Below are 19,854 nucleotides of genomic sequence, written 5' to 3'. Positions count from 1 at the left end.
CGGGGGCAGGCATGGCCGTTCTCCTCACGTGTCTCCGATCGGGTCGCCGTCGACCACCAGCAGGCGGCAGGCCGGGCGGGACCGCTCGGCCAGGACGCCGGACAACGTCTGCCCCGTCGCCCACAGCGCCAGGTGCGCGGGCGCGCCGACGGCCAGCGGGCCCTGCGGGTGCTCGCCCCTGACGGCGTGCCAGCCGCCGTGGGTGGCCGCGTCGAAGGCGTCGAAGGGCCGCAGTCCGGACGAGGGCGTGCGGTGGTCGACCGCGGCGTGCACCCCGCCCCAGGGGTCCATGGGGGTGACCGGGGCGTCGCTGCCCAGCGCCAGGGCGACCCCACCGTCGGAGAGGTCGGCGAACGGGTTGCAGGCCCGGGCCCGCGCCGGGCCCAGACGCTCGGCGTACATCCCCTCGCTGCCGCCCCACGCCGCGTCGAACCCGGGCTGGACGCTGGCGACCATCCCCCAGTCGGCCATCCGCGCCACCGCCGAGGGGCCGGCCATCTCCACGTGCTCCAGCCGGTGCCGGCAGGCGCGCACCGCGGCGCGGCCGAGCTCCGCCACCACGGTGCCGACCGCGGTGAGCACCTGCTCGACGGCGGCGTCGCCGATGCAGTGGAAGCCGGCCTGCACGCCGGCGACGGTGCAGGCGCGCACGTGGTCGACGAGGGACGCCGTCGGGAAGCGCAGGCTGCCGGCGGTGCCGGGCCGGTCGGCGTAGGGCGCGCTGAGGGCCGCGGTGTGCGAGCCGAACGCGCCGTCGCAGAACAGGTCCCCCCCGGCTCCGGCCAGCCCCAGCTCGCCGACCACCGCCAGCCCCCCGCGCTCGGCGAGCTCCCCCCAGTACCCGAGGACCAGCGGGCCGGGCTCCTCGGCGGCGAGGGCGAGCAGCCCGGCGAGGTCCTCGGTGCCGGAGACCTCCGGACCGGCCATCTCGTGCACACTGCCGATGCCCAGGGCGGCCGCGGCCGCGAGCGTGGCGCGCTGCGCGGTGCGGCGCTGCCCGGCGCCCACCGCGCCGTAGGCGGCCTGCCGCGCCGCGTGGTGCGCGTCGAGCCGCAGCCGGCCGTCCGGCGCGAACCCGGGCAGCCCGGCGATCCCCGGCACGCGGTCCAGCAGGGCGGTGGAGACGGTGGCCGAGTGGACGTCGACCCGCGCCAGGTAGGCCGGGCGGTCGCCGACGACGGCGTCCACGTCGTGCCGGGAGAGCCCCCGTCCCTCGGGCCAGCCGGTCTCGTCCCAGCCGGTGCCGAGCACGATGCCGTCCCCACGGTGGGCGGCATGCGCGGCGACCGACGCCAACGTCGCCGCCAGGCTCACGCTCGAGTGGAGGTCCAGACCAGTGAGCGCCAGGCCGGTCGCCGTGGCGTGCACGTGGGCGTCGACGAAGGACGGGGTCAGCAGCGCCCCGTCCCCGGCGACCACCCGGTCGGCCGGCGCGGCGTCGGCCGCGTCGCCCAGCCAGGCGATCCGGCCGGCCTCGACGCGCACCGCCCGCTCCCGGCGGTCGCCCACGGTGACGTCGGTGACGAGCAGGCTCATGCGTGCACCCTCGGGTCGATCAGCGCCCGCACTCCCGGGGTGGACCGGTAGAGGTCCAGGGCCAGGGCCGCGTGCCCCGGCGTGTAGCCGTTCCCGATCAGCATGGTCACGTCCGCCGCCATCCCCTCCGCTCCGAGCGCCGCCTGCGCGAACGACGTCGCCATGGAGAAGAAGATCACGGTGCCCCCGTCGGCCGTGGCGAGGACCGCCCCGTGCTCCGCGCCGGGCGCGTCCACGCAGACGACGGTCACCTCGGCCGGCGTGCCGACGGCGGCGGCCACCGCCAGCGGATCGGTGGCGTCGGCGACCACCACCCGGTCGGCGAGCCCGGTCGCGGACAGCCGCGCGGCCTCCCGTTCGTCGCGCACCAGCCCGGTGAGCCCGGTGGCGCCGGCCACCCGCGCCGCGGCCAGGCTCAGGCAGCCGGACTTGCCCGCCGCCCCGAGGACGACGACCGACCGCGCGCCGGTGCGCCCGACGACCCGCGCCGTGGCCGCGGGCGCGCCGCACACGTCGAGGACGGCGAGGGCGACCGCGTCGGGCAGGTCGTCGGGGAGGACGGCGGCCAGCGAGCGGGCGAACAGGACCGCCGTCCCCTCGGCCGGGACCTGCTCGCTGCGCCCGTCCCAGCGGGTGAGGCCGTCGGTGATGGCCAGCGGCGTCAGCGTGAGCGAGACGAGGGTGGCCACCCGCTGGCCCACGGCGAGCCCCAGCGGCGACTCCGGGCCCACCGCGTCGACGACCCCGATGAGCATGCCGCCGGAGCCGGTGACCGGGTTCTGCATCTTCCCGCGCCCGGCGACGATCCCCAGCACCGCCGCCCGCACCGCGTCGCCCTCCCCGCCGCAGGACTGCGCCAGCTGCCGGAAGGACGCCGCGTCGAGGTTCAGTCGCTGTACCGCGACGCGCACCTCGTCCGCCCCGATCGCGGGGTCGGCGTCCAGCCGGCGGGCCGCCTGCGGCAGCACGCCGGGCGGGTCGAGCACCCGGTGCACCCCCAGCGCGCGCGCCGCCGGCAGCAGCTCCGTCGCCATCCTGTCGCTCATCACCGCAGAACCTATCGTGTGGAGCCCGAAAAGCCGAAGATCCTCCCGTATGGTCGGCGCAGACGCGAAGAACGAGGAGGCCCCGACCGTGCTGGAACAGCCCTACGAGTACACCGCCCGCACCCTCGTGGAGCCCGACTGGCGTCGGCTGCCCGGTTTCGCCGACGTGACCGCCGAGCAGTGGCGCGACGCCCAGTGGCAGCGCGCGCACTGCGTGAAGAACGTCCGGCAGCTGCGCGGCGTGTACGGCGACCTGCTCGACGAGGCCTTCTACGCCGACGTGGAGGCCGACCAGGCCGGACGCGCCACGATGTCGCTGCTGCTGCCGCCGCAGATGATCAACACGATGGTGCCCGACGCCGTGCCGGACACCGCCGCGCTGCTGGCCGACCCGGTGCGTCGCTACATGCTCCCGGTCGCCTCCGACCGGCTGCCCGGGGACGCCGCCAGCCACCCCTACGCCGCGCGCGACTCCCTCCACGAGCACGAGATGTGGGCGGTCGAGGGGCTCACCCACCGCTACCCCACCAAGGTGCTGGCCGAGCTGCTGCCCACCTGCCCGCAGTACTGCGGTCACTGCACCCGGATGGACCTGGTCGGCAACTCCACGCCCGCCGTCGCCAAGCTCCGGTTCGACCTCAAGCCGGTCGACCGGCACGCCGCGATGCTGGACTACCTGCGGGCCACCCCCGGGGTGCGCGACGTCGTCGTCTCCGGCGGGGACGTCGCCAACCTGCCGTTCCGCAGCCTCGAGGCGTTCGTGTCCGGGCTGCTGGAGATCGAGTCGGTCCGGGACGTCCGGCTGGCGTCCAAGGCGCTCATGGGCCTGCCGCAGCACTGGCTGCAGGACGACGTCGTCGAGGGCATGGGCCGGCTGGCCGCGACGGCCCGGGCGCGCGGGGTCTCCCTCGCGGTGCACACCCACGTCAACGCCGGCCAGCAGGTGACCCCGCTGGTGGCCGAGGCGGCGCAGGCGATGCTGGCGGCCGGGGTCCGCGACGTGCGCAACCAGGGCGTGCTGCTGCGCGGGGTCAACGCGACCGCGCCCCAGCTGCTGGACCTGTGCTTCGCCCTGCTCGACGGCGCGGGGATCACGCCCTACTACTTCTACATGTGCGACATGGTGCCCAGCGCCGAGCACTGGCGGGTCTCCCTGGCCCGGGCCCAGACGCTGCAGCACGACCTCATGGGCTACCTGCCCGGCTTCGCGACGCCGCGCATCGTCTGCGACGTCCCCTACGTCGGCAAGCGCTGGGTGCACCAGGTCGCCGAGTACGACCGCGAGCGCGGCATCAGCTACTGGACGAAGAACTACCGCACCGGCATCGAGCGGGACGACGAGGACGCCCTCGACCGCCGCTACACCTACTACGACCCCATCCCGACGCTCCCCGCGAGCGGGCAGGCGTGGTGGCGGGTGCGGGCGGGCTGGGACCTCGACGCCGCCGACCGCGCGGCCGCCGCGTCGCGGGCGGTGTCCCTGGCCGACTGAGCAGGCCACCCGCGCCGGCAGCGTCCCGGGTGGTGGCCGGGAGGGCCGGGGGGTAGGCAGGGCGGGTGACGGCCGACGGCAGGGTGCTGCAGACCGCGCGGCTGCGGCTGCGGCCGTGGAACACCTGCCGGGACGACCTCGCCCGGCTGCTGGACCTCTACGGCCGCGACGAGGTCACCCGCTGGCTGGGCGGGTGTCCGTCGGTGACGCCGGTGGAGCTCGTGGCGCGCTGGGCGGCGGTGTCCGCGGTCGACGAGCGATCCGGTGTGTGGGCGGTCGAGGTGGCCGGCACCGGCGTCGTCGCCGGCACGCTGCTGCTCAAGCCGCTCCCCGGCGGGGTCGGGGAGGTCGAGGTGGGCTGGCACCTGCACCCGGACTCCTGGGGCCACGGGTACGCCACCGAGGCCGCCCGCGTGGTCATCGACCGGGCGTTCGCCGCGGGGCTGCCGGAGGTGTACGCCGTCGTGCGGCCGGGCAACGCGCCGTCCCTGGCCGTCTGCCGCCGGCTGGGCATGACGCACCTGGGCCGGATGCGGCGCTGGTACGACGTCGACCTCGAGGTGTTCCGGCTGATGGCGCCGGTGGTCGTCGACTGAGGGCGGACCCCGTCAGCGAGCGGTGCGCCGGCGGGCCAGCACGGCCTTGATGCGGGCCACGGGGTGCGGCCGCGGCAGCCTCGTGGCGGTGCCCCGGACGTCGTGGTGGTCCCGGTGGGTGGCCTCCTCCGGCGTCGGCGCGGTCCCGCCCAGGTGGGCCGGCAGCCACCAGCGGTCCTCGGGGCCGGCCGGCCGCTGCGGGTAGCTGCGCTGCGCCTCGTCGACCAGGGCCTCCATCGACGCCCGGATCCGCCGCAGCAGCTGCTGGGTCTTCTCCCCCGGCTCCGGGACCAGGGGCTCCCCCAGCACCACGGTGATCGCGACGTCGCGCCGGAGGTCCACGGGATGGCCCTTGGTCGCCACCCGCTGGCCGCCCCACACCGCGGCCGGGATGACCGGCACGCCGGCGTCGATCGCCATCCGGGCGGCACCGGCCTTCAGCTCCTTGACCATGAAGCTGCTGCTGATCGTCGCCTCGGGGAAGACGCCGACGACGTGGCCGTCCTTGAGCGCCCGGACGGCGGCCTCGAAGGCGGCCGCGCCGGCGCGGCGGTCGACCGGGATGTGCTGCATCGCGCGCATGAACGGGCCGGAGAAGCGGTGGTGGAACACCGACGCCTTGGCCATGAACCGCACCAGGCGCCGCTGCGGCAGCGCGGCCAGGCCGAGGAAGGTGAAGTCCAGGTAGCTGACGTGGTTGCTGCAGATGATCGCCCCGCCGGACGCCGGGACGTGCTCGCCGCCGCGGACGTCGAACCGGAAGCGGAGCAGGCGGAAGACGACCAGGGCCAGGCGGATGACCGCCCGGTAGGGCCGGTCGCGCGGGTCGGGGCGGGGTCCGAAGAGGTCCCTCCGGACGACGTCGCGCCAGCTCGCGGTGTACATGGGCGGACCATATCCGTCCCGGCCGGACGGCGTGCCCGGGCCCGCGGTCACCGGTGGGTGACCTCGACGGCGGCACGCACGACCGCGGCGAGGTCGCCGGTGTCCTCGTGGACCCGGCGCTGGAACTCCGCTCCGGTGCCCCGGTCCAGGACGGCGGCGACCCCGTCGGCGACCCGCTGCTGGTCGCCGGCCTGGGCCAGCGCCGGCCGGACGTGGTCGAGCAGCGCGGCGACGACCTCGGCGGCCGGCGCGGGGCGGCCGGTGCGCGGGTGGACGAGGTCCCCGGCCAGACCGGAGCGGCCGGCCCGCCAGGCCGCCACCCGGATGACCTCGCTGCGGACGGCGGGCGCGGGCACGCCGTCCCGCCACTCCCCCGCGGCGGTCGTCACCAGGCCGCGGACCAGCCCGGCGAGGGTGACCGCGTCCTCGGCGCGCAGGGCGACGTCGGCGATGCGCACCTCGACGGTGGGCCAGCGCTCGGACAGGCGGGCGTCGAAGTAGACCATCCCGGTGTCCACGATCGTCTCGGTGGCGACCAGCTCGGCGATGAGCCGGTGGTAGGCCGCGGCGTCGGCGAACAGCTCGGTGGGACCGGAGGAGGGCCAGCGGTTCCAGGCCTGGGAGCGGAAGCTGGCGTGGCCGCTGTCGCGCCCCAGCCAGAACGGGGAGTTGGTGGTCAGCGCCGTGAGGACCGGCAGCCACGTGCGGATCCGGTTCAGGACGGCGACGCCCTCCTCGTCGTCCTCCACCGAGACGTGCACGTGGCAGCCGCAGGTGAGCTGTTCCAGGGCGGTCAGGCCGAAGGTCTCGGTCATCTCGGTGTAGCGCTTCCCCGGCGTGGTGACCGGCTCGACGTCGACCGGGGAGCTGGCCAGGGCGGCGACCCGTGCGCCGACGGCCCGCGCGGCGGCGTCGGCACGTCCGCGCCAGTGCCGCAGGTCGGTGAGCACGTCGGTGAGGTCGGCGCAGACCCGGGTGGCGAACTCCAGCTGCTGGGCCTTGAGCTCGGGGACCAGGTGTCCCCGCGGGTCGCCGCCGTCCCCGTCGTCGGGTGCGGCATGATCGGTGCGCTCGCGGTCGGCCCGGTCGTGCTCGGGGACGGTCTCGCCCTCGCCACGGCGGGCGGCGACCTCCAGGGCGGCCGGCCCGCGCGGCACCGGCCGCCCGTCGGGGTCGACGACCAACAGCTCTTCCTCCACGCCCACGGTGCGCACCAGCTCATGATCACCAGCGGCGGGCTCCGGCGCGCGCCGAGCGGGCGAGACGTCGGGCACTCTCCCGTTATGCCCAAGTGTTCAGAAAGAACACTGGTCCCTGCCGGGGCCAGTGCCCCTCCCCGTGCCGACGCGAGGGCGGACGCGCTCGCTGCTCCGGCGCCGCAGGCGCCGCGCGTGGTCGATGGCAGGTGACCACAGCAACGGGTTGCTTTTTTGTTGGGGATAACGGTAGACTTCCGTCATGACGGGTGGGTGGCAGCAACCGCTGCCGTCGATGCCGGCTCCTCCGGCGGAACGCTCCTGGCGGCGCCTGCGCCCGCCCGAGGGGTACGAGAAGCAGTGGCGCCGGCTGGTGGACGCCGCGCTGGAACTGGGCCTGAGCCCCGACTCCCTCGCCGAGGACGGGCTGACCCCCATCGCCGCCGCCCGGGGCTGGAAGCCGGCGACCGTGGCGCTCTACAGCAAGGTGGCCCGCTACGGCGGCGTGGCGCTGCCGACGGTGCGCACCCCGGAGCCGGATCCGCCCGCGCTCGACCTGCGCCCCCTGACCCGGATCCGCAGCGACGACCCCGAGCACCTGCGCACCGTCGCCTGGTGCGCGCTGGCGCTGAACTGGCCGGGCACCGTCGGGCAGTTCCGGGCGCTGCGCCGCGACCAGGTCCACGCCACGGCCCGCCGGCTCCTGGTGCGGACCGACGACGGCGAGTGGTCGGTGCCCGGCGCGCTCACCGCCTGGCACGCCTGGGAGGCCCGCCGCGCCCGGTTCCCCGCGCTGGCCGACAGCCCGTGGGTGCTGCCGGCGCTGCGCCGCGGTCCCGGCCTGGCCTCGGCGGTCGGCGGGCAGCTGTCCACGCAGGCGCTGCAGGTGACCTTCGCCAAGCACGCCGTCCGGACCGCGCACCACCTCCGGCTGACCGCTCCGCCGTCCCGCCGGGAGCAGGCCGAGGCGCTGGCGGTGGCCTACCTGACGCTGTCCTACGACTCCTACCGGCGGCTCGCGCTGGCCGCCGGGGCCGCGCCGGTCAGTCCCCGCGGCGCCGTGCGGGCGCTGCGCACCGTCGCCCGCACGGCGCGGCGAGCCGGCTGACGCGGGGCCCGCCGAACGGTCGCCGGGCGCCTCAGAGCAGGGCCAGCTGCTCCGGCGCCGCCGGCGGGGCGGCCCGCGACGCCCCGTCGGGGAACGCCGGGCGCGCGGGCCCGCGCCGGGCCGGCGGCAGGCTCCCGGCCGGGAAGTCGCCGTCCTCGTCGCCCGGGAGGCCGCGGGGCGTGGCCTCCGCCGCCGGGGTGCCGCGCGCCGCTCCCCCGGCCTGCCGGTCCAGCCCGTGCGCCGCCAGCAGCGGCGCCACCCGACCGGCCAGCCACCGGCGGTACTCCGGTGCCACCGCGGCGCCGCGGCGGTAGAGCTGCCGGTAGCGCGGCACCAGCCGCGGGTGCTCGCGGGCCAGCCACGCGGAGAACCACTCGCGGGCGCCGGGCCGCAGGTGCAGCGGGACGACGGTGACCCCGCTCGCGCCGGCCGCGGCGATCGCCGCGATCGCCGCGTCCAGGTCGGCGCGGCGGTCGGTCAGACCGGGCAGCACCGGGGCCAGGAACACCCCGCAGGGCAGCCCCGCGTCGGTGATGGCCCGGACCAGCTCCAGCCGGGCCCGCGGGCTGGGCACCCCCGGCTCCAGGGAGCGCTGCAGCTCGTCGTCCAGGATCGCGACCGACACCCCCAGGCCGAGCGGGACGTCGCGGGAGGCGGCGGCCAGCAGCGGCAGGTCCCGCCGCAGCAGGGTGCCCTTCGTCAGGACGGAGAACGGCGTGCCGGAGCCGGCCAGCGCGGAGACCACGCCGGGCATGAGCCGGTAGCGGCCCTCGGCCCGCTGGTAGGGGTCGGTGTTGGTGCCCAGCGCGACGTGCTCCCGCCGCCAGGACGGCCGGCCCAGCTCCCGGCGCAGCACGTCGACGACGTTGGTCTTGACCACGACCTGGGAGTCGAAGTCCCGCCCGGTGTCCAGCTCCAGCCACTGGTGGGTGCCGCGGGCGTAGCAGTAGACGCACGCGTGACTGCAGCCCCGGTAGGGGTTGACGGTCCAGCGGAAGGGCACGGGCGAGGGGCCGGGGACCTCGTTGAGCGCGCTCCTGCTGCGCACCTCGTGGAACGTCAGGCCCGGGAACTCCGGCACCTGGACGCTGCGCAGCAGCCCGCGCACGGTGGGCATGCCCGGCAGCGTCGCCGGCTCCACGGCGTCGATGCGCTGCACGTCCCATCGCATGCCCGCCATCCGAACACACGTTCGAGGCGCTGTCCAGGTGGCGCGTCAGAGGGGCGGGCGGTCCTCGTAGAAGGTCGAGAGCACCACCGTCGTCCGGGTCGTGACGTTGGCCGCCGCGCGGATCCTCTGCAGCAGCACCTCCAGCCCGTCGGGCGAGGGGACCCGCACCTTGAGGATGTAGCTCTCCACCCCGGCCACCGAGTGGCACGCCTCGATCTCGGTCAGGTGGGCCAGCCGCGCCGGGGCGTCGTCGGGCTGCGCGACGTCGATGGGCGTGATGGACACGAACGCGGTGAGCCCCAGCCCCAGCGACCGGGCGTCGACCTTCGCGTGGTAGCCGGTGATCAAGCCGCGCTGCTCCAGCCGGCGCACCCGCTGGTGGACCGCGGACACCGACAGCCCGACCCGCTCGGCGAGCTCGGTGTAGCTGGCCCGGCCGTCACGGGCGAGCGCGGCCAGCAGCGCGCGGTCGACGTCGGCCGACGGCGTGGCCGCGCCGCCTCCCCCGGACTCAGCCGGCGAGGACGGCGAGCCCACGGGGACCCTCGTTGACGCTCACGACGCCGTCCCCGGTGCAGACGACGATGTCCTCGATGCGGGCGCCGCAGCGGCCCGGCAGGTAGATGCCCGGCTCCACGGAGAACGCCATGCCCGGCACCAGCGGCAGGTCGTTGCCGGCCACGATGTAGGGCGCCTCGTGGGTGTCCAGGCCGATCCCGTGCCCGGTCCGGTGGATGAAGTACTCGCCCCACCCGGCGGCGGTGATGACCTCGCGGGCCGCGGCGTCGACCTGCTCGGCGGTCACCCCGGGCCGGACGGCGGCGGTCCCGGCCGCCTGCGCCTCCTGCAGGACGGCGTACCACTCGGCGACCTCCCCGTCCGGCTCCCGGCCGACCGCGTAGGTCCGGGTGCAGTCGGAGCGGTAGCCGGTCGCCGTCTCCCCGCCGATGTCGACCACGACCACGTCGCCGTCCTCGATCACCCGGTCGGAGAGCTCGTGGTGGGGGCTGGCCCCGTTGGGCCCGGAGCCGACGATGGTGAAGTCGACCGCCACGTGGCCCTCGGCGAGGATCGCCGCGGCGATGTCGGCGCCCACCTGCGCCTCGGTGCGCCCCACCCGCAGCCACTCGCCCATCCGGGCGTGCACCCGGTCGATCGCGGCACCGGCCGCGGCCAGCTCGGCGACCTCGGCCGGCGTCTTCACCATCCGCAGCCGGTCGACGACCGGGGCGGCCAGCTCCAGCGCCGAGCCGGCCAATGCGCGCTGGACGCCGAGGGCGTGCTCGGCCCACGTGCGCGAGCCGACGGCCACGCGGACGGGGGCGCTCCCGAGGCGGGCGGTGGCGGTGGCGGCCAGCAGCGCGAACGGGTCGTCGGTCTCGTCCCAGGCCAGCACCTCCAGCCCGAGCCCGCCGGCCGGGCCGGCGTCGACCATGGGCGCCTCCAGCCGCGGGACGACGAGGAACGGCTCGCCGCGCCGCGGCACCGCCAGCGCGGTGAGCCGCTCCATCGCGTGGGCGTGGTAGCCGCACAGGTAGCGCAGGTCGGAGCCGGGGGTGACCACGAGCAGGTCGATGCCGAGCCCGGCGGCCACCTCACGCGCGGAGTGCACGCGCTCGACGGTCACCAGCGGCCCGGACGGGGAAGAGGTCGGCACGGACCGCAGACTAGCGACGCGCACTGCGACCGCCCCCGGCCGTTACCGTCGCGGGCTGTGACGACGATGCTGCTGGACGCGGCCAGCCTCTACTTCCGGGCCTTCTACGGCGTGCCGACCAGCGTGACCTCCCCCGACGGCCGCCCCGTCAACGCCGTCCGCGGCTTCCTCGACATGACCGCCCGGCTGCTCACCGCCCACCGCCCGCAGCGGCTGGTCGCCTGCTGGGACGACGACTGGCGCCCGGCCTTCCGCGTCGAGGCGCTGCCCTCCTACAAGGCACACCGGGTGGGCCCCGAGGGCGGCGAGGAGACCCCCGACGAGCTCGGTCCGCAGGTGCCGGTGCTGGTCGACGTGCTCGCCGCGGCCGGCCTGGCCCGCGTGGGCGCGCCCGGCTACGAGGCCGACGACGTCATCGGCACCCTCGCCGAGCGCGCCGAGGGGCCGGTGGACGTCGTCACCGGCGACCGGGACCTGTTCCAGCTGGTGGACGACGCGCGAGGGGTACGGGTGCTCTACACCGCCCGCGGGATCACCGACCTGGAGCTGGTCGACGAGGCGGCGGTGACCGCGAAGTACGGCATCCCGGGGCGGGCCTACGCCGACTTCGCCGTCCTGCGCGGCGACCCCAGCGACGGGCTGCCCGGCGTGGCCGGCATCGGGGCGAAGACCGCGGCGGCGCTGATCACCGAGTTCGGCGACCTGGCCGGCATCCGCGCCGCCGCCGCGCGCACCGTCGTCCCGAGGGCGCCGCTCACCAAGGGCGTGCTCGAGAAGCTGCACGCCGGGGCGGACTACCTCGACGCCGCGCCGGTGGTGGTGGCCGTGGCCCGGGACATCGACCTGCCGCCGGTCGCCGACGAACTGCCCCGCCGACCGGCCGACCCGGACGCGCTGGCCGCGCTGGCGGCCGCGCACGGCATCGAGTCCTCGGTCAGGCGGCTGGGTGCCGCCCTCGGCTGGCCGGCCTGACCGGTCGGGTCAGATCTCGTCCCAGGAGTACTCGGCCAGGACCACGTTGGTGATCCGGATCTCCAGGGTGACGTCCTCGCCGTCGGCCGTGGTGCCCGAGCACTGGTAGACGGCGTCGGGCTCGACGGTCATCTCCGCCGGACAGTCGAGGTCGATGGCCACGCCCTCCCGCTCCTCGAACTGCGCCGCGACGTCCCGTTCGACGGCCGACGGGTCGAGGACGGTGTCACCGAGGACCCGAGCGAGGACGACCGCGAGGGCCAGCAGCACGCCGAGGGTGAGCAGGCCGAGCAGGAGACGCAGGCGCGACCTCCGGGGCGTCGTCGCGGCCCCGTACGGAGGCCGGCCCGGTCCGTGGGCCGGCTGCGGACCCGGCGGCCCGTACGGCGGCTGGCCGTACGGCTGACCGGGCGGCCCGTACTGACCGGGCGGGCCGTACGGACCCGGCTGCCCGTACGGCTGACCGGGTGGGCCGTACGGACCGGGCGGGCCGTAGGGCCCCGGGGGCTGCTGGCCGTACGGCTGCCCGCCGTACCCACCCGGCGCAGGCCCGCCGTACGGCCCCGGCTGCTGCGGGGGCTGGCTCCCGGGCGGGCCGTACTGCCCCGGCTGCCCGTACGGCCCCGGCGTGCCGCCGCCGGGGGGTGGGTTGGTCATCGTCGCTCCCGGTCGCGGATCTGGCAGGCCCGTGACCGCGCGTCACCGGGCGGGTGGATTGTGCACCACGGGCGGCGCCCGGACGGGGCTGCGAACCGCAGGTCAGCCACCCACCGCGACCGCGACCACACCCCGCCGCACCCGGTCCACGGCCCTGCGGGCGGTCGCGGCCACCGGGTCCTCGGCGCTCTTGGCCAGCTGGTCCAGCAGGTCGATGAGCTGCCGCGCCCAGCGCACGAAGTCCCCGCCCGACAGCTCGGTGCCGGCCTGCTCGGCACCGGCCAGGACGCGGTCGAGGCTCTGCCCGTCGGCCCAGCGGTAGGCCGCCCACGCGAAGCCGAGGTCGAGGTCCCGGGTGCCGGGCACGCCGTGGTCGAGCTCCACGTCCTGCAGCCGCGCCCGGACCCGTCGCATCTCGGCGATCGCCGCGGCGACCTTGCCGGCCGGCACGGCGGGCTGGCTCGGGTTGTCGCGGCGGGCCTCGAACACCAGCGTGGAGACCGCGGCGGCCAGCTCGGCCGGGTTCAGCCCCCGCCAGACGCCGCCGCGCAGGCACTCGGCGACCAGCAGGTCGGCCTCGGACCAGATCCGGGCCAGCCGGCGTCCGTCATCGGTGACCACGGGGACGTCGTCGACGGCCGGCACGGCCTCGGTGTCCGCCGGCACCAGCGGCGCCACCTCCGGCACGAGGTAGCCCAGTTCCTCCAGGACGTCGCAGGTGCGGTCGAACTGCCGGGTGAGCGAGCCGGTGCGCTCGGCCATCCGGCGGTGCGTGGCCTCGGCCTCCCGCACGGCGCGCAGCCAGCGTTCGGCGGCGCGCACCCGCTCCTCGCGGTCGGGCAGTGAGTGCACGGGGTGGGCCCGCAGCGCGCGCCGCAGGTCGTGCAGCACCGGGTCGTCGGCGGCGGCCGAGCGCTGCTTGACCCGGCGCGCGCCGAGGTCGTGCTCGACCCGGGCGTTGCGCAGGGTGGCGGCGAGGTCCCGGCGGGCGTGCGGGCTGCGGTGGTTGAAGTTCTTGGGCACCCGCACGCGGGCCAGCGCGGTGACCGGCGTCGGGAAGTCCACCGTGCCGAGCCGGCCGGCCCACTTGTCCTCGGTCAGCACCAGCGGCCGGGGCTCGGCGAGGTCGGTGACGCCCGGGTCCAGGACGACGGCCAGCCCCTGCCGGCGGCCGGTCGGCACCCGGATGACGTCGCCGGGCCGCAGCGCGGCGAGCGCGTCCGCGGCCTCCATCCGGCGCTTGGCCTGGGAGTCCCGGGACAGCTCCTTCTCCCGGTCGGCGACCTGCTGCCGCAGGAGGGCGTACCCGCCGACGTCGCCGTGGTCGGAGTGCATCTCCGCGGCCCAGCGCTCGGCGTCCTTCTCGTGGCGGGCGGCGGCACGGGCCAGCCCCACGACCGAGCGGTCGGCCTGGAACTGGGCGAAGGAGGAGGCCAGCAGCTCCCGGGCCCGCGCCCGGCCGAAGGAGCCGACCAGGTTGACCGCCATGTTGTAGCTGGGGCGGAACGAGGAGCGCAGCGGATAGGTGCGGGTGCTGGCCAGCCCGGCGACGACGGAGGGGTCCATGCCGGGCGCCCAGACGACGACGGCGTGCCCCTCGACGTCGATGCCGCGGCGGCCGGCCCGGCCCGTGAGCTGGGTGTACTCCCCCGGCGTCACGTCGACGTGCGCCTCGCCGTTCCACTTGACCAGCCGCTCGAGGACGACGGTGCGCGCGGGCATGTTGATGCCCAGCGCGAGGGTCTCGGTGGCGAACACCGCCTTGACCAGCCCGCGGACGAAGCACTCCTCGACGGTCTCCTTGAACGCCGGGACCAGCCCGGCGTGGTGGGCGGCCAGCCCGGCCAGCAGCCCCTCGCGCCACTCCCAGAAGCCGAGGACGTGCAGGTCCTCCTCCGGCAGCGACCCGGTGCGCTCGTCGATGACCGCGGCGATCTCCGCCCGCTCGCGCTCGTCGGTGAGCCGCAGGCCGGCCCGCAGGCACTGGTCGACGGCGGCGTCGCAGCCGTTGCGGCTGAAGACGAAGGTGATCGCCGGCAGCAGCCCGGCGCGGTCGAGCCGCTCGATGACGTCGGGCCGGGCCGGTGGTTTGTAGCGGGGCTTGTGCCAGTCCCGCTCCCGGCGGGAGCCGCCGTTGCCGCCGCCCCAGCTGTCGATCCGCCGCTCGTACTCCCGCACGTACCGGACCAGCTCGGGGTCGACGACGCTCGCGCCCCGGTCGCGGGTGGACAGCACCCGCGGCGACTCGCCCTGCTCGGCGGCGTGCGCGGCCGGGCGCAGGGAGAACAGGTCGAACACCCGGTTGCCGACCAGCATGTGCTGCCACAGCGGGATCGGCCGGACCTCGCTGACGACCACCTTCGTGTGCCCGCGCACGGTGACCAGCCAGTCGGCGAACTCCTCGGCGTTGCTCACCGTGGCCGACAGCGACACCAGGGTCACCGACTGCGGGAGGTGGATGATCACCTCCTCCCACACCGCGCCGCGGAACCGGTCGGCGAGGTAGTGCACCTCGTCCATGACGACGTAGCCGAGGCCGTCGATCGCCGGCGACTCCGCGTAGAGCATGTTGCGCAGCACCTCGGTGGTCATCACGACCACCGGCGCGTCGCCGTTGATGGCGTTGTCACCGGTGAGCAGGCCGACCTTCGCCTCGCCGTAGCGCTCCACCAGGTCGGCGTACTTCTGGTTGGAGAGGGCCTTGATCGGCGTCGTGTAGAACGCCTTGCGCCCCTCGGCCAGCGCCCGGTGGACGGCGAACTCCCCCACGACGGTCTTGCCGGCGCCGGTGGGGGCGCAGACCAGCACGCCGGCGCCCTCCTCCAGCGCCTCGCAGGCCTCCACCTGGAAGGGGTCCAGGGAGAAGGACAGCTCGGCGGTGAAGTCGGCCAACGTGGGATGGGCACTGCGCCGCCGGGCAGCCGCGTACCGCTCAGCGGGGCTGGACATGGCTCCACGTTAGGCCGAGTGGCCGACCTCGGCTCGGCCGGTGCCGACGACGCGCACGGCCCCGGGCACGCAGACGCTCACGGCCGGCAGCGGGGTGACCGGCTCGCCGTCGGCGTAGGTGCGCAGCCCCTCCCCCGCCAGCTCCACCCGGGCGGCCCGGTGCACCGCGACGGCGGGGTGGGTGACGTGCGTGCCGGCGCCCAGCCGCGGCCGGGTGCGCACCAGCTCCCGGCGGCTGACCGGGCCGACGACGGTGACGTCGAACCACCCGTCGCCCGGATCGGCCCCGGGGCAGACCCGCAGTCCGCCGCCGTACCAGGCGGTGTTGCCGACGGCGACCAGCGTCACCGGCAGGGTGCGGGGCACCCCGTCGAGCACGAGCGTCACCTCGCACGGCCGCAGCCGGGCCAGCTCGGCGAGGACCGCGACGTCGTAGCGGCGGGGCCCGCGGGGCCAGCGCAGCCGGTTGGCGCGGTCGGTGACCGCGGCGTCGAAGCCGCAGCACAGCACCGTGGCCCACCAGCGGTCCCCGGTGCGCCCGGCGTCGAGGTCCCGGGCCACGCGCGCGTGCAGGTCCTCGGCGGCGGCCCGCGCGGCGGCGACGGGGTCGGCCGGCGTCCCGAGGGCCAGGGCCAGGTCGTTGCCGGTGCCGGCCGGGACCACCGCCAGCGGGGTGCCCGTGCCCGCGACGGCCTGCAGTCCGGCGTGCGCGGCGCCGTCCCCACCGACCGCCACGACCGCCCGGACGCCGGAGGCGACCGCCGCGGCGGCCTGCCGCTCGGCGTCGGCGCGGGTGGTCGCCGGCAGCAGCCGCGGCGGGAGGCCGGCGGAGCGCAGGACCGCGAGCACGGCGTCGGCGGCCCCGCCGGCCCGGCCGCGGCCCGCGGCGGGGCTCACCAGGACGGCGACCCCGGCGTCGGCCCCCCTGCACGGGCCGCCCGTGGCACTGCGGGGGACGGCGGGCAGGCGGTCCCCTCAGCGGGAGGAGCGGACCGCAGGACCCTCGACCGGCTCGTCGTCCTCCCGGCGCAGGTCGTCGACCGGCGTGGGCGCGACGTCGAGCTCCGACGGGGCGGCGTCCAGCGGGGAGGCCTCGTCGTCGGACAGGTCGTGGAAGTGGTCGGCGGCGGCGCGCTTGGCCCGGCGGCGGTCCACGAACCGGGCGATCTGGATGGCCATCTCGAACAGCAGGATCATCGGCCCGGCCATCAGGAGCATCGTGAACGGGTCCTGGGTGGGGGTGACGAACGCGGCGAAGACGACGGTGAGGAAGAAGATCCACCGCCGGCTCTTGCGCAGCACCTCGTAGCTGAGGACACCGACCAGGTTCAGCGCGATCGCGATCAGCGGCACCTCGAAGCTGACGCCGAAGGCCACCAGCAGCGAGAGCACGAAACCGATGTAGTCCTGGGCGGTGAGGGCGACCACCACGCCGTCGCCGGCGAGGCTGAGCAGCAGCTCCAGACCGGCCGACAGCGAGATGTAGGCCAGCACCGCGCCGAGGGCGAACAGCGCCGTCGACACCGCGACGAAGCCGATGCCGTAGCGCTTCTCGTTGCGCTTGAGGCCGGGGGTGATGAACGCCCACAGCTGGTAGAGCCAGAACGGCGCCGACAGCACCGTGCCGACCAGCAGGCTCACCTTGAGCCGGATGAACACCCCGCCGAAGACGTCGGTGATCAGCAGGCCGCAGGGGCTGCCGGAGTCGCCGTAGCGCAGCTCGCCGGGCAGGCCGCAGTACGGCGCCCGGATGAAGTCACCCAGACCGTGGGCGTACCACCAGAAGGCGAACCCGGCGGCCAGCACGAGCGCCAGCAGCGCCTTGGCGACGCGGTTGCGCAGCTCGGTGAGGTGCGCGATGAGCGTCATCGTCGCCGCGGCGTCACGCGGCGGACGGCGTCGCCGTCGGAACCGTCGCGGGCCGTCGTCGCTCATGGTGGTGCCGGGGTGCGAGGGGCTCAGCGGGCGCTGTCGCTGCGCCGTGCGGCGCGCGCCCGCAGTTCGGCGGCCCGGGCCTCCGCGGCCAGCGCCTCGGCCTCGAGGGCGGCGGCGTCGGGGCCGGTCGGCGGGAGGACCTCACCGCGCACGGGGGTGGTCTTGGCGGCGTCCTTGGTGCGGACGTCGTCGTCCTTCATGCCCTTCATCTCGCCCTTGAAGATGCGCAGCGAGCGCCCGAGCGAGCGCGAGGCGTCCGGCAGCTTCTTGTAGCCGAAGAGCAGCAGGATGGCCAGGATGATCAGGCCGATCTCCAGGGGGCCGAGTCCGGCCATGACGGTCCTCCAGGGGTGCGGTGGGCACCGACGATGCTACGTGGCCGAGCCCCGTGTGCATCCCCCGCAACCGGGGGGTCGGCGGGTGAGATCAGGGTGAACGTCCGGTGTCCGCCGCCCGCGCCGCGGCCGACTGCACCTCGGCGAGCACCGGGCGCACGTCGCGCTCGAGCGCCTCGAGCTCCCGGCGCAGCCGGGTGAGCGCGCCGAACAGCCCGTAGCCGAGCGCGCCGAGCACGACGACGGCGAGCACGGCGACGGCGATCCAGACGACCAGCAGCACGGGGCGACCCTAGTCCCCGGCCCGCGGCGACCGCGGCGGCTCCACCCCGTACCGCGCCAGCGCCGCCCGCGCGTCGGCGGCGACGGCCGCGGCCAGCTCGGCGGGCTCGTCGACCGTGGCCGCGCCGCCGAGGGAGGCGACCAGTCGCCGCGCCCAGGCGACGTCGGCGGTGCGGACGGCCACGGCGAGCCCGCCGGGCGGGTCCTCGACCTCGCGGACCTCCTCGACCGGGTAGTACTCGGCGACCCAGCGGGCGGTGCGGGCCAGCCGCAGGCGCACCACCGGCGACCCGGGCTCGGGCTGGTAGAGCCCGGCGTCCACGTCGCGCAGGTGCAACCCCGGCGGCGGAGCCGACGGCTCCTCGAGGACCTCGACGTCGTCGATCCGGTCCAGGCGGAACAGCCGGACGCCGGCGACCTCGCGGGACCAGGCCTCCAGGTACCACCGCCCGTCGACCAGCAGCAGCCGGATGGGGTCCACGGTGCGCTCGGTCCGCTCGTCGCGCGTGGGCACGTAGTAGTGCAGGTGCAGCGCCCGCTGCCGCTCCAGCCCCTCCCGGACGACGGCCAGCGCCTGCTCCCGGGCGTCCACCGACAGCGCCACCGGGCTGACCCGCTCGCCGGCGTGTCCGGCGGCCGCCGACACCTTGGCCAGCGCACGGCTGACCGCCTCCCGCTCGGCCAGGCCCGGCAGCTCCAGCAGCGTGCGCAACGCGACCACGAGGGCGACCGCCTCGTCGGTGGTCAGCCGCAGCGGCCGCACCATGCCGGCGGTGAAGGTGACCCGCACCCGGTCGCCCTCGAAGGCCAGGTCGATGAGGTCGCCGGGCCCGTAGCCGGGCAGGCCGCACATCCACAGCAGCTCGAAGTCACGGCGCAACTGCCGCTCGGGCACCCCGAAGTCGCGGGCCACCTCCGCCAGCGGCACCCCCTCGGGACGGGCGGTGAGGTACGGCACGAGCGCGAGCAGCCGGCTCATCCGCTCGGTGGTCGTGGGCGCCGTCACGCCATCGCCGCCAGCCGGGTCAGCCGCTCGACGACGGCGTCGCGGACGTGGGCAGGTGCCTCCACCACGACGTCCGGGCCGTAGGCGGCGAGCTGGTCGGCCAGGCGCATCGGCTCGGTGGTGCGCACCTGCAGCCGGTCGTCACCGTCCTCGGCCGGCCCCAGCGGGACGGCGTGCCGGCGCAGCCCGACCGCGGTGCCCGGCCGGGCGCGGACCACCACCAGCTGCTCCTCCCCGCGGGACTGCCCGGCGACCATGGCCGCGAGGTCGACGCCCTCCGGCGGCTCGAACGCGCCCCCGGGGCCGACGGGCCGGGGCGTGCCCACCACGCGGGAGAGCCGGAAGACCCGGGGCGCCTGGCGGTCGAGGTCCAGCCCGCCCAGGTACCAGCGGCCGTGCCAGGCCACCACGCCCCACGGCTGGACGTGCCGGCGGGTGGGTGCGTCCTCGTCGGGACGGCGGTAGTCGAACTCGATCACCCGGCGGTCGCGGGCCGCGGCGTAGCAGGGCTCGAACGCCGGCTCGTCGGAGTCCAGGCGGGGGCGCAGCGGGATGGACCGGCTGGTGTCGACGTCCACCCCGGCGGCCTTGAGCTTCACCAGCGCGCTCTGCGCGGCCCCGGCGAGCTGCGCGGACTCCCACAGCCGCAGCGCCAGGCCCACCGCGGCGGCCTCCTCGCCGGTCAGCGTGATCTCGGGCAGCTCGTAGTCGGCCCGGGCGATCCGGTAGCCGTCCTCGGTGTCGAAGACGCTGGTGCGGCCGGTCTCCAGCGGCACGCCCATCTCGCGCAGCTCGGCCTTGTCCCGCTCGAACATCCGCTTGAACGCCTCGTCGGCGCGGGCGGTGCCGTCGTCGGGCTCGTAACCGGGCACCGTGGCCCGGATCTTGGCCGCGGTCACGTACTGCCGGGTGCCGAGCAGGGCGATGACCAGGTTCACCAGCCGTTCCGCCCGCTTCGCCGCCACGCGCCCAGGCTAGTCACGTCGGCCCCGGGTGGTGGGGTGGGCGGCCAGCGGGGCGCACCCGGCCTG

At 76.3% G+C, this 19,854-nt stretch carries 19 protein-coding genes; 4 read left to right on the top strand and 15 right to left on the bottom strand.

The annotated features are described in order from the left end of the window. Positions 1–24 precede the first annotated feature (24 nt). Positions 25–1,536 carry an amidohydrolase gene (locus ACI78V_RS17110; protein ID WP_456852860.1) on the bottom strand — a complete coding sequence of 504 codons (1,512 nt, stop codon included), beginning with the start codon at positions 1,534–1,536 and terminating at the stop codon, positions 25–27. Continuing rightward, on the bottom strand, positions 1,533–2,582 hold the full coding sequence (gene kdd / locus ACI78V_RS17105; RefSeq protein ID WP_456852858.1) for an L-erythro-3,5-diaminohexanoate dehydrogenase: 1,050 nt from the start codon (positions 2,580–2,582) through the stop codon (positions 1,533–1,535). The genes ACI78V_RS17110 and kdd overlap by 4 nt, the downstream gene beginning before the upstream one ends. 49 nt (positions 2,583–2,631) lie before the next feature. Here kdd and ACI78V_RS17100 point away from each other — a divergent pair, with 49 nt between their 5' ends. Beyond that, on the top strand, positions 2,632–4,074 hold the full coding sequence (locus ACI78V_RS17100) for a KamA family radical SAM protein (protein ID WP_456852856.1): 1,443 nt from the start codon (positions 2,632–2,634) through the stop codon (positions 4,072–4,074). 65 nt (positions 4,075–4,139) lie between these two features. Then, positions 4,140–4,670, top strand: a complete 531-nt coding sequence (locus ACI78V_RS17095; RefSeq protein WP_456852854.1) for a GNAT family N-acetyltransferase — start codon at positions 4,140–4,142, stop codon at positions 4,668–4,670. Positions 4,671–4,682: 12 nt separating this feature from the next. On the opposite strand, the gene ACI78V_RS17090 is transcribed toward ACI78V_RS17095, so the two are convergent. Further along, positions 4,683–5,555, bottom strand: coding sequence for a lysophospholipid acyltransferase family protein (locus ACI78V_RS17090; RefSeq protein ID WP_456852852.1), 873 nt, complete (start codon positions 5,553–5,555; stop codon positions 4,683–4,685). Positions 5,556–5,602: 47 nt separating this feature from the next. After that, positions 5,603–6,769 (bottom strand): glutamate--cysteine ligase, encoded by a 1,167-nt coding sequence (locus ACI78V_RS17085; RefSeq protein WP_456852850.1) that lies wholly within the window; start codon positions 6,767–6,769, stop codon positions 5,603–5,605. Positions 6,770–7,013: 244 nt separating this feature from the next. On the opposite strand from ACI78V_RS17085, the gene ACI78V_RS17080 reads away from it, so the two are divergent. Beyond that, positions 7,014–7,859 (top strand): hypothetical protein, encoded by an 846-nt coding sequence (locus tag ACI78V_RS17080; protein ID WP_456852848.1) that lies wholly within the window; start codon positions 7,014–7,016, stop codon positions 7,857–7,859. Between the two features lie 31 nt (positions 7,860–7,890). On the opposite strand, the gene ACI78V_RS17075 is transcribed toward ACI78V_RS17080, so the two are convergent. The 3 genes from ACI78V_RS17075 to ACI78V_RS17065 are packed head-to-tail and all read right to left on the bottom strand — an operon-like array spanning position 7,891 to position 10,687. Then, on the bottom strand, positions 7,891–9,030 hold the full coding sequence (locus tag ACI78V_RS17075) for an Rv2578c family radical SAM protein (RefSeq protein WP_456852846.1): 1,140 nt from the start codon (positions 9,028–9,030) through the stop codon (positions 7,891–7,893). Between the two features lie 45 nt (positions 9,031–9,075). Next, positions 9,076–9,567 (bottom strand): Lrp/AsnC family transcriptional regulator, encoded by a 492-nt coding sequence (locus ACI78V_RS17070; RefSeq protein WP_456852844.1) that lies wholly within the window; start codon positions 9,565–9,567, stop codon positions 9,076–9,078. Then, positions 9,542–10,687, bottom strand: coding sequence for a M24 family metallopeptidase (locus ACI78V_RS17065; protein ID WP_456852842.1), 1,146 nt, complete (start codon positions 10,685–10,687; stop codon positions 9,542–9,544). Before ACI78V_RS17065 ends, ACI78V_RS17070 begins: the two co-directional genes overlap by 26 nt. Positions 10,688–10,753: 66 nt before the next feature. Here ACI78V_RS17065 and ACI78V_RS17060 point away from each other — a divergent pair, with 66 nt between their 5' ends. After that, the gene (locus tag ACI78V_RS17060; protein WP_456852920.1) at positions 10,754–11,659 is read left to right on the top strand and encodes a 5'-3' exonuclease; all 906 of its coding nucleotides are present in this window, start codon (positions 10,754–10,756) and stop codon (positions 11,657–11,659) included. Positions 11,660–11,668: 9 nt separating this feature from the next. Here the strand turns inward: ACI78V_RS17060 and ACI78V_RS17055 are convergent, their stop codons facing one another. From ACI78V_RS17055 to ACI78V_RS17020, 8 genes are all read right to left on the bottom strand, one after another. Beyond that, positions 11,669–12,316, bottom strand: coding sequence for a DUF4333 domain-containing protein (locus tag ACI78V_RS17055; protein ID WP_456852840.1), 648 nt, complete (start codon positions 12,314–12,316; stop codon positions 11,669–11,671). 102 nt (positions 12,317–12,418) lie between these two features. Next, positions 12,419–15,265 (bottom strand): DEAD/DEAH box helicase, encoded by a 2,847-nt coding sequence (locus ACI78V_RS17050; RefSeq protein ID WP_456852838.1) that lies wholly within the window; start codon positions 15,263–15,265, stop codon positions 12,419–12,421. A gap of 9 nt (positions 15,266–15,274) precedes the next feature. Continuing rightward, on the bottom strand, positions 15,275–16,162 hold the full coding sequence (locus ACI78V_RS17045; protein ID WP_456852836.1) for a diacylglycerol/lipid kinase family protein: 888 nt from the start codon (positions 16,160–16,162) through the stop codon (positions 15,275–15,277). Positions 16,163–16,240: 78 nt separating this feature from the next. Then, positions 16,241–17,200: a twin-arginine translocase subunit TatC gene (gene tatC / locus ACI78V_RS17040; RefSeq protein ID WP_456852834.1), complete on the bottom strand. Its 960-nt coding sequence runs from the start codon at positions 17,198–17,200 to the stop codon at positions 16,241–16,243. Between the two features lie 23 nt (positions 17,201–17,223). Next, positions 17,224–17,535 carry a Sec-independent protein translocase subunit TatA gene (tatA, locus tag ACI78V_RS17035; protein WP_456852832.1) on the bottom strand — a complete coding sequence of 104 codons (312 nt, stop codon included), beginning with the start codon at positions 17,533–17,535 and terminating at the stop codon, positions 17,224–17,226. Between the two features lie 91 nt (positions 17,536–17,626). Further along, positions 17,627–17,818: a hypothetical protein gene (locus ACI78V_RS17030; protein WP_456852830.1), complete on the bottom strand. Its 192-nt coding sequence runs from the start codon at positions 17,816–17,818 to the stop codon at positions 17,627–17,629. A gap of 9 nt (positions 17,819–17,827) precedes the next feature. After that, positions 17,828–18,823, bottom strand: a complete 996-nt coding sequence (locus ACI78V_RS17025; RefSeq protein WP_456852828.1) for a helix-turn-helix transcriptional regulator — start codon at positions 18,821–18,823, stop codon at positions 17,828–17,830. Then, positions 18,820–19,788 (bottom strand): helix-turn-helix transcriptional regulator, encoded by a 969-nt coding sequence (locus tag ACI78V_RS17020; protein WP_456852826.1) that lies wholly within the window; start codon positions 19,786–19,788, stop codon positions 18,820–18,822. The genes ACI78V_RS17025 and ACI78V_RS17020 overlap by 4 nt, the downstream gene beginning before the upstream one ends. Between the last annotated feature and the right edge of the window lie 66 nt (positions 19,789–19,854).

Source organism: Geodermatophilus sp. SYSU D00742 (assembly GCF_054049935.1).
The sequence above is the reverse complement of the archived record's forward strand: the minus strand, read 5'-3'. Positions and strand labels throughout refer to the sequence as shown.

Coding starts and splice junctions, on each gene's coding strand:
- ACI78V_RS17110 (WP_456852860.1), bottom strand. CDS start 1,536: ATGAGCCTGCTCGTCACCGACGTCACCGTGGGCGACCGCCGGGAGCGG.
- kdd (WP_456852858.1), bottom strand. CDS start 2,582: ATGAGCGACAGGATGGCGACGGAGCTGCTGCCGGCGGCGCGCGCGCTG.
- ACI78V_RS17100 (WP_456852856.1), top strand. CDS start 2,632: ATGGTCGGCGCAGACGCGAAGAACGAGGAGGCCCCGACCGTGCTGGAA.
- ACI78V_RS17090 (WP_456852852.1), bottom strand. CDS start 5,555: ATGTACACCGCGAGCTGGCGCGACGTCGTCCGGAGGGACCTCTTCGGA.
- ACI78V_RS17080 (WP_456852848.1), top strand. CDS start 7,014: ATGACGGGTGGGTGGCAGCAACCGCTGCCGTCGATGCCGGCTCCTCCG.
- ACI78V_RS17075 (WP_456852846.1), bottom strand. CDS start 9,030: ATGCGATGGGACGTGCAGCGCATCGACGCCGTGGAGCCGGCGACGCTG.
- ACI78V_RS17060 (WP_456852920.1), top strand. CDS start 10,754: ATGCTGCTGGACGCGGCCAGCCTCTACTTCCGGGCCTTCTACGGCGTG.
- ACI78V_RS17055 (WP_456852840.1), bottom strand. CDS start 12,316: ATGACCAACCCACCCCCCGGCGGCGGCACGCCGGGGCCGTACGGGCAG.
- ACI78V_RS17050 (WP_456852838.1), bottom strand. CDS start 15,265: ATGTCCAGCCCCGCTGAGCGGTACGCGGCTGCCCGGCGGCGCAGTGCC.
- tatC (WP_456852834.1), bottom strand. CDS start 17,200: ATGAGCGACGACGGCCCGCGACGGTTCCGACGGCGACGCCGTCCGCCG.
- tatA (WP_456852832.1), bottom strand. CDS start 17,535: ATGGCCGGACTCGGCCCCCTGGAGATCGGCCTGATCATCCTGGCCATC.